Annotated in this window: 6 protein-coding genes; 5 read left to right on the plus strand and 1 reads right to left on the minus strand. The window is 63.8% G+C overall.

From position 1 onward, the window contains the following. Window positions 1-174: 174 nt before the first annotated feature. From FJY88_11030 to FJY88_11050, 5 genes are all read left to right on the plus strand, one after another. Window positions 175-690: a hypothetical protein gene (locus FJY88_11030; GenBank protein MBM3287867.1), complete on the plus strand. Its 516-nt coding sequence runs from the start codon at window positions 175-177 to the stop codon at window positions 688-690. A 187-nt stretch (window positions 691-877) separates the two neighbouring features. Continuing rightward, a complete protein-coding gene (locus FJY88_11035) occupies window positions 878-2,140 on the plus strand; it encodes a hypothetical protein (GenBank protein MBM3287868.1) in 1,263 nt (420 codons plus the stop codon). Beyond that, the gene (locus FJY88_11040) at window positions 2,109-3,083 is read left to right on the plus strand and encodes a tetratricopeptide repeat protein (GenBank protein MBM3287869.1); all 975 of its coding nucleotides are present in this window, start codon (window positions 2,109-2,111) and stop codon (window positions 3,081-3,083) included. Before FJY88_11035 ends, FJY88_11040 begins: the two co-directional genes overlap by 32 nt. 230 nt (window positions 3,084-3,313) lie before the next feature. Further along, the gene (locus FJY88_11045; protein ID MBM3287870.1) at window positions 3,314-4,216 is read left to right on the plus strand and encodes a hypothetical protein; all 903 of its coding nucleotides are present in this window, start codon (window positions 3,314-3,316) and stop codon (window positions 4,214-4,216) included. A 2-nt stretch (window positions 4,217-4,218) separates the two neighbouring features. Further along, a complete protein-coding gene (locus tag FJY88_11050; GenBank protein MBM3287871.1) occupies window positions 4,219-4,830 on the plus strand; it encodes a hypothetical protein in 612 nt (203 codons plus the stop codon). A gap of 160 nt (window positions 4,831-4,990) precedes the next feature. Here the strand turns inward: FJY88_11050 and FJY88_11055 are convergent. After that, window positions 4,991-6,113: glycine--tRNA ligase (locus FJY88_11055; protein ID MBM3287872.1), on the minus strand; the 1,123-nt coding region annotated here is incomplete at its 5' end.

Raw genomic sequence — 6,113 nt, forward strand, 5'->3', positions numbered from 1 at the left:
GAGCGCTATCGGGAGTTCCGGGCGGACCTGCAGCGACTACGCGCCATCGATCGGGAGGAGAAGCGGATTCTCATGGCGTTGGCGGAGGAAAGGGCTATCCACTACGAGTGACAGAACTCATTGCCATCGCAGGTGTTGGCGGAATCGGAAAATCGCCAGAATGGCACATGCGACATGCGGAATGTAGGCTTCTCGGCGGGCTATGTCGAGTTCGGATTCCTCGGCGACGCGGAGCTGACGGCTGGCATCGTGGTGATCGCCGTCGACCTCTGGTTTCCTCCGCTAGGCGAGGGACGCACCTACAGCGTCATTGTGCGGGAGCAGGACGGCTCCGCCGACGACTTCGCGTCGCTCATGTTCGGCGATGCGGGAGCGATCCAACTGGGTGACGCTGCGGGATACGCCGGAGTGATCGCGTCGTACCAGCCCGAGCGCACGACGCGGCTCATCCTTGAGTACGACATGGACTCGCGCACCTACGACATCTGGGTCAATGGAGTCAGGGTTGTGGACGATCGCTCCCACGGGATCACCGAGAGCGGGATCGGCAGTCTCTACTTCGGCTGCGTCCATGACCCCGACATCGAGGGCTACTTCTTTGTGGATGCGATCAGCGTGAGCGACACCTTCCACGAGGTCGCGACCTCGCGCGAGAGCTGGGGAAGTCTGAAGGGCGCCTTCCGCAGGTAGGCCCGCGGGAAGTCCCTTCCGCGGTCGCCTCTCGGCCGCGACCCACTCGGCGCGGCTCGGCTGGCTCGGTCGCGAAACCCTCGGTCGCGAAACCCTTGTTGCGCGCCGCCCGGAGGCGTAACATGGGCCTGCCCGCTTGTGTGGCGGGCGCAGGCGTCCAGGAGCGCCACGGCACAGAGGGGATCGAATGAGTGGGGGATCGAAGGCCAAGGCGGCGGCAGCGGCCCGCGGGATCTCGATCCACTCCACGCGTCTCCAGCTCGTCCTCTACAGCTTCCTGCTGGTCCTGACCCCTTTCATTCTCCTGCAGAACTTCCTCGTCGACATGGTGGGCCAGGTCTCGGGCTCCACGCTCTCCATCGGCGGGCTGCGAGTTCCGATTGTGCCGCTCGCGGCCTTCGTCCTCCTGCTGGCAGCCGCCATCAGGTTCCGCCGGGCGATCAAGAGGCGCTGGCTCCTCGCTATGGGGATCGTGGCCCTCCTGGATGCCCTTGCCCAGCAGGTCACCGACATCTACTTCGGGCACAATTTCTACGACCTGCAGCAGAACTGGCACTACATCGCCTACGGTCTCTTCGCCTTCATGGTCCATCGCGACCTCTCGCCGAGGGGGATGCCCCTGGCCCGCATCCTGTGGCTGACGTTTGCCCTGGCCACGGCCTTCTCCTGCTTCGACGAGTACTTCCAGCTCCGCATGAGCAGCCGCGTATTCGATCTCTCGGACACGGGCAAGGACATCCTCGGCAGCATCATGGGGATGGTGATCATCTGTGTCGGAGGCAGGCGGTGGCAGGAGCTGCTCCAGGGATGGCGGCGGATCGGAAGCGCCGGTTTCCGTGGCGCCTTCAGCAATCCCGTGATCATCCTGGCGATCATGACCGCGTTCGATCTGATCTTCCTGTCGGTCGCTTCCCTGCTGAGCGACTTCGAGTACGCGGGGGCCGCCGTAGGCATCACTCTGTCGCTGACCGGCCTTCTCCTATGCGCCTTGGCCCTTCTCTTCCGGCCCTGGGGACGGATCCTTCTCGCCGCGGCCGCCGCCGTCCTTCTGGTCTATCTGGGGTATAGCCACATCAGGCCTCGGAATACCCATGTGAGCGAGAACCGATACGGATGGACTGTCTATCGAGGGATTCCGATTCCGTTCTTCGACCTGCTCGTCTACCCGAACGGCGCCTTCCGGCTCGTGGACAAGAAACACTACTTCAACTCGAGGGACCAGCGCTTCCTACTGGCGCAGAAGAGCGACATCATTCTGATAGGAACAGGAGATCGCGGCCTGGGCGGGAAGGGTTTCCCCGAGGTCGCGAGCGTGCAGTTTCTCTACAACCCCCATCTGGCCCGGCCGACGCAAGTGATCCTGCTGAGGACCCCGGAGGCCTGCCAGCTATTCAATCGCTTGAAGAAGGAGGGGAAGAGTGTCCTCTTCGTTCTCCACAACACCTGCTAGGGAGAAGTCATCTACGGAGCGCCCGCCCGCCGCTTCTCGCCGGGAAGGAGGGACTCGGGGCTCCCCCGGGCGCGGGCGCACGGCCCTCACCTGGTTTCTCCTCGCGGTCTGGGCCGTTCTGATCGCCTTTGGCCTGATCTCGATGACCGATCCCAAGTGGCTCGACAAGTACGCGCAGGCCGGCAAGGAGGGGGAGGCTGCCGCCTATAAGCACTACGGCGACACGGAGCTCAAGAAGGGCAACTACCGGGTCGCCATCGCCCAGTACAAGCGCTCCCTCGAGATCCGCTCCGATCAGGCCGATGTCCTCGTGAATCTGGGGATCACCTATCTCAAGTCGGGCGATCTGTCGCGCGGGGAGGAGGCGCTGCAGAAAGCCAAGAGGATGGAAATCACCCCCATTGTTGGTCGGTCGCTCCACTACTACCTCGCCGAGTTGAACGAGAAGCATGGCCGCAGGGACGAGGCGATTCGAAACCTCGAAGACGCCCTGGCGGCGGGTATCCGGCCGGATGTGGCCTACAGGAAGCTCGGGACGATCTACCTGGCGCGCGACGACTACCAGCGCGCGCGGGAGTTCTTCGAGAACGCGCTCGCGGGGCAGCAGGATCTGGCCGAGCCTTACCTGGGGCTTCTCCGCCGCTGCGAGGAGGGGGCCGCGGAGGACGCCGAGACCCGGGCATGGCTTGCGTCCGAGCAGTCGCGGACGATCTCCGAGTCCGACCTGGGCCGCTATGACCTGGAGTCGATTCGACAGATGCATGCTCGCGACCCGGAGCTGGCGAAGACCCACAACCACCTGGGATTGATCTCCTACAAGCTGGGGGATCTTGACGGCGCGATCGAGCACTTCGAGCGGTCGGCTACGATTTGGCCGGGCAATGTCGATGCCACCCGTAACCTGCAGACCCTGAAGGCGATGCGCTTGAGGGGCGGCTCCTGATCGGATTCCGTATCTGCCCCCGGTGGAAGATGAGAAGGAGTATGGAGTAAATCCGCCATCCGCGACGAGTTTTATAGACACTCTGAACTGGACGTTCCGAATCCCCCTGCGCTTCTCGACCCAGTATCCTCTGGCCCGGACCCAGCCGATCGACTAGGCTCGGCCGTTCCTGGAACACAATGCTTGGCGCCGCTGATCACAGGAGCGCCAGGTCACTCGGAGGAGGAATGATGAAAAGAAAGCTCTGCGCCGTGACGCTCTGCTGCGTGATCGCCGGGCTGCTCGCCCACTCGCCCGCGCGGGCGCAGATCGAGGCGAACCTGGAATCGTACACGGGAAAGAACGCTGAGGGGTATCTCACTCCCTTGACGGAAGGATTCGGATCCGCCCTGCAGTCGGGCGTCTTCAGGTCGGCCGCGATCCCGAAGGATGGATTCCACATCAACGTGGAGATCAAGACCTCCTTCATCACGTTTGGCGACGACGACAAGACCTTTACGGCCGTCGCGCCGGAAGGCTTCTTCCTGGTTGGCGACCCGATCGCGCCGACGGTTGTCGGGAGCACGGAGTCCACACCGATCCCCGGACAGGGCGGAGCGATGTGGTATCCCCCCGCCGGACTGGACATCGGTTCGCTGGGACTGGCCGTGCCGCAGATCACGATCGGATCCCTCGCCGGCACGCAGGGGATTTTCAGGTACATCGCCTTCGACACAGGGGATGCGGAGATCGGGAGCCTGAGCCTCCTCGGGCTGGGGGCGCGCCACAGCATCTCGCAGCACTTCAAGTCGATCCCGTTCGATCTGGCCGGCGGTTTCCTCTGGCAGAAGTTCCAGGTGGGCGACGATCTGATCGACGCGAGCGCATTCAGCATCGGAGTGCAGGGGAGCAAGCGCTATTCGGTCCTCGAACCCTACGCCTCCCTCTCTCTCGACACTTTCAAGATGTCGGTGGAGTATGACTACAAGCCGTCGCAGGGGGAGACCGAGCAGCTCAGCCTGGACTTTGACCAGACCTCGGACGTCCACTTCGCCGGAGGCCTGGGAATCAACCTCTCTGTGGTGCACATCCACGGCGAGATCGGGATCTCGAACAAGACCAGCTACGCGCTCGGTCTGAGCGTGGGGAACTAGAGATGAGAGCACAGAAGCGATTCATGGGACGGAGCGTGCTGGCCTGCGTGGGGCTGGGTCTGCTCCTGATTGGGCTCACGGGACAGACGTGCACTGAGGACAAGGATGTGGAGATCGTCGTCGCCGTGGAGCTGACCGCGACCATCCCGGCGGAGGGAAACACCAACGTCTACCACGGGAAGACATCGGTTCCGCTGGCTGGCCAGGTCGATATCGCAAAGATCGAAGCAGAGTACGATTTCGAAATCCAAAGCGTCACGGTCGAGAGCGCGTTCTTCAAGATCGTGACCCCGCAGGCCGGGCGAACTGTGACCGGTACGGTCGGGGTGTGTCGCGGTGCCGAGTGCGCGGCCCAGACTTTGATCGCCTACTCGAGCGTCGCCGTGGATGCGCCTGAGTATCTGGATTGGACGCCGGCGCCGCTCCAGGCGGCGGGAGTTGCCGCGGTCAACGCGGCGCTGGCTGATCTGGTCGCGGGAACCCCATCGGCCGTCGACTTCTTTGTGGATGGAAACATGACGCCCATCGGGGAGCCGACGAACTTCGTCTGGGGAGCCCTCGTGCGGCTGAATGTCGTGGGGGTCCGCAACATCACCGTCATCGACCCGATCTAGACGCACCTAGCCGGATCTGAGAGCGTCCGGACCCCGAGGTTCCCTTCGCCCCGCGCCGCGAACGCGAACATAGCGAGGCGGAGGGAACCGTCGGGGTCCCAGAAACTGAAGATGCCGCGCGGGCGCGCCCCGAGCGCCTGGCCGCCCCGCGCTCCGTCCTTCAGACCAGCGTGATCCTCTCCCGCAGCCAGCCCCGTAAGTCGCCGATCGCGATCCTCTCCTGCTCGAGCGAGTCGCGATGGCGCACGGTCACCGACTCGTTCTCCAGAGTCACGCTGTCCACGGTGACGCAAAAGGGCGTTCCCGCCTCATCCATGCGCCTGTAGCGTTTCCCGATCGATCCCGCCTCGTCGTAGAAGACATGCAGGTCGCGACGGAGGTCCTCGACGATCCGGCGCGCGACATCCGGCATGCCGTCCCTCTTGACAAGGGGGAAGATCCCCGCGTGGATCGGGGCGAGATTGGGATGCAGCGCGAGGACGACCCGCGTTTCCCCCTCGACTACCTCCTCCCGGTAGGCATCGACCAGAACCGTGAGAAGCGTCCGATCGCATCCCGCCGAGGTCTCGATGATGAAGGGGACGTAGCGCTCCTTGGTCTCGTCGTCGTAGTACTCCAGCTTCTTGCCCGAGTACTCCTGGTGCCGCTTCAGGTCGAAGTCGGTCCGGTTGTGGATTCCCTCGAGCTCCTTCCAGCCAAAGGGGAACTCGTACTCGATGTCGAACGCGGCGCGCGCGTAGTGGGCAAGCTCATTCTCGCCATGGGAGTGGAAGCGGAGTTTCTCGGGGCGGAGCCCCAGATCCTCGACGTACCACCGCATCCGCTCCTTCCGCCAATGCTCGAACCACTCCTCGTCGGTGCCAGGCTTCACGAAGTACTGCATCTCCATCTGCTCGAACTCCCGCGTCCGGAAGATGAAGTTGCCGGGGGTGATCTCGTTGCGGAAGGCCTTCCCGATCTGGGCGATCCCGAAGGGGATCTTGTTCCTGCTGGTGACGCGCACGTTCTCGAAGTTGACGTAGATCCCCTGGGCCGTTTCGGGGCGGAGATAGACGACGGACGAATCCTCCTCCACGGGACCCATGAAGGTCTTGAACATCAGGTTGAAGAGGCGCGGGGCGGTGAGCGTCCCGCGGTTGCCGCAGCGCGGGCACGGAGTCTTAGGATCGGTCGGATCGGCGCTCAGCTCATCGGCCCGGAAGCGGGCCTTGCACTCCTTGCAGTCCACCATCGGGTCGGTGAAGTTCTCGACGTGGCCCGACGCCTCCCAAACCCTGGGCGCC

This window comes from Candidatus Eisenbacteria bacterium, from assembly GCA_016867495.1.
Classification (GTDB): domain Bacteria; phylum Eisenbacteria; class RBG-16-71-46; order CAIMUX01; family VGJL01; genus VGJL01.

Coding starts and splice junctions, on each gene's coding strand:
- FJY88_11035 (MBM3287868.1), top strand. CDS start 878: ATGAGTGGGGGATCGAAGGCCAAGGCGGCGGCAGCGGCCCGCGGGATC.
- FJY88_11030 (MBM3287867.1), top strand. CDS start 175: ATGCGGAATGTAGGCTTCTCGGCGGGCTATGTCGAGTTCGGATTCCTC.
- FJY88_11045 (MBM3287870.1), top strand. CDS start 3,314: ATGAAAAGAAAGCTCTGCGCCGTGACGCTCTGCTGCGTGATCGCCGGG.
- FJY88_11050 (MBM3287871.1), top strand. CDS start 4,219: ATGAGAGCACAGAAGCGATTCATGGGACGGAGCGTGCTGGCCTGCGTG.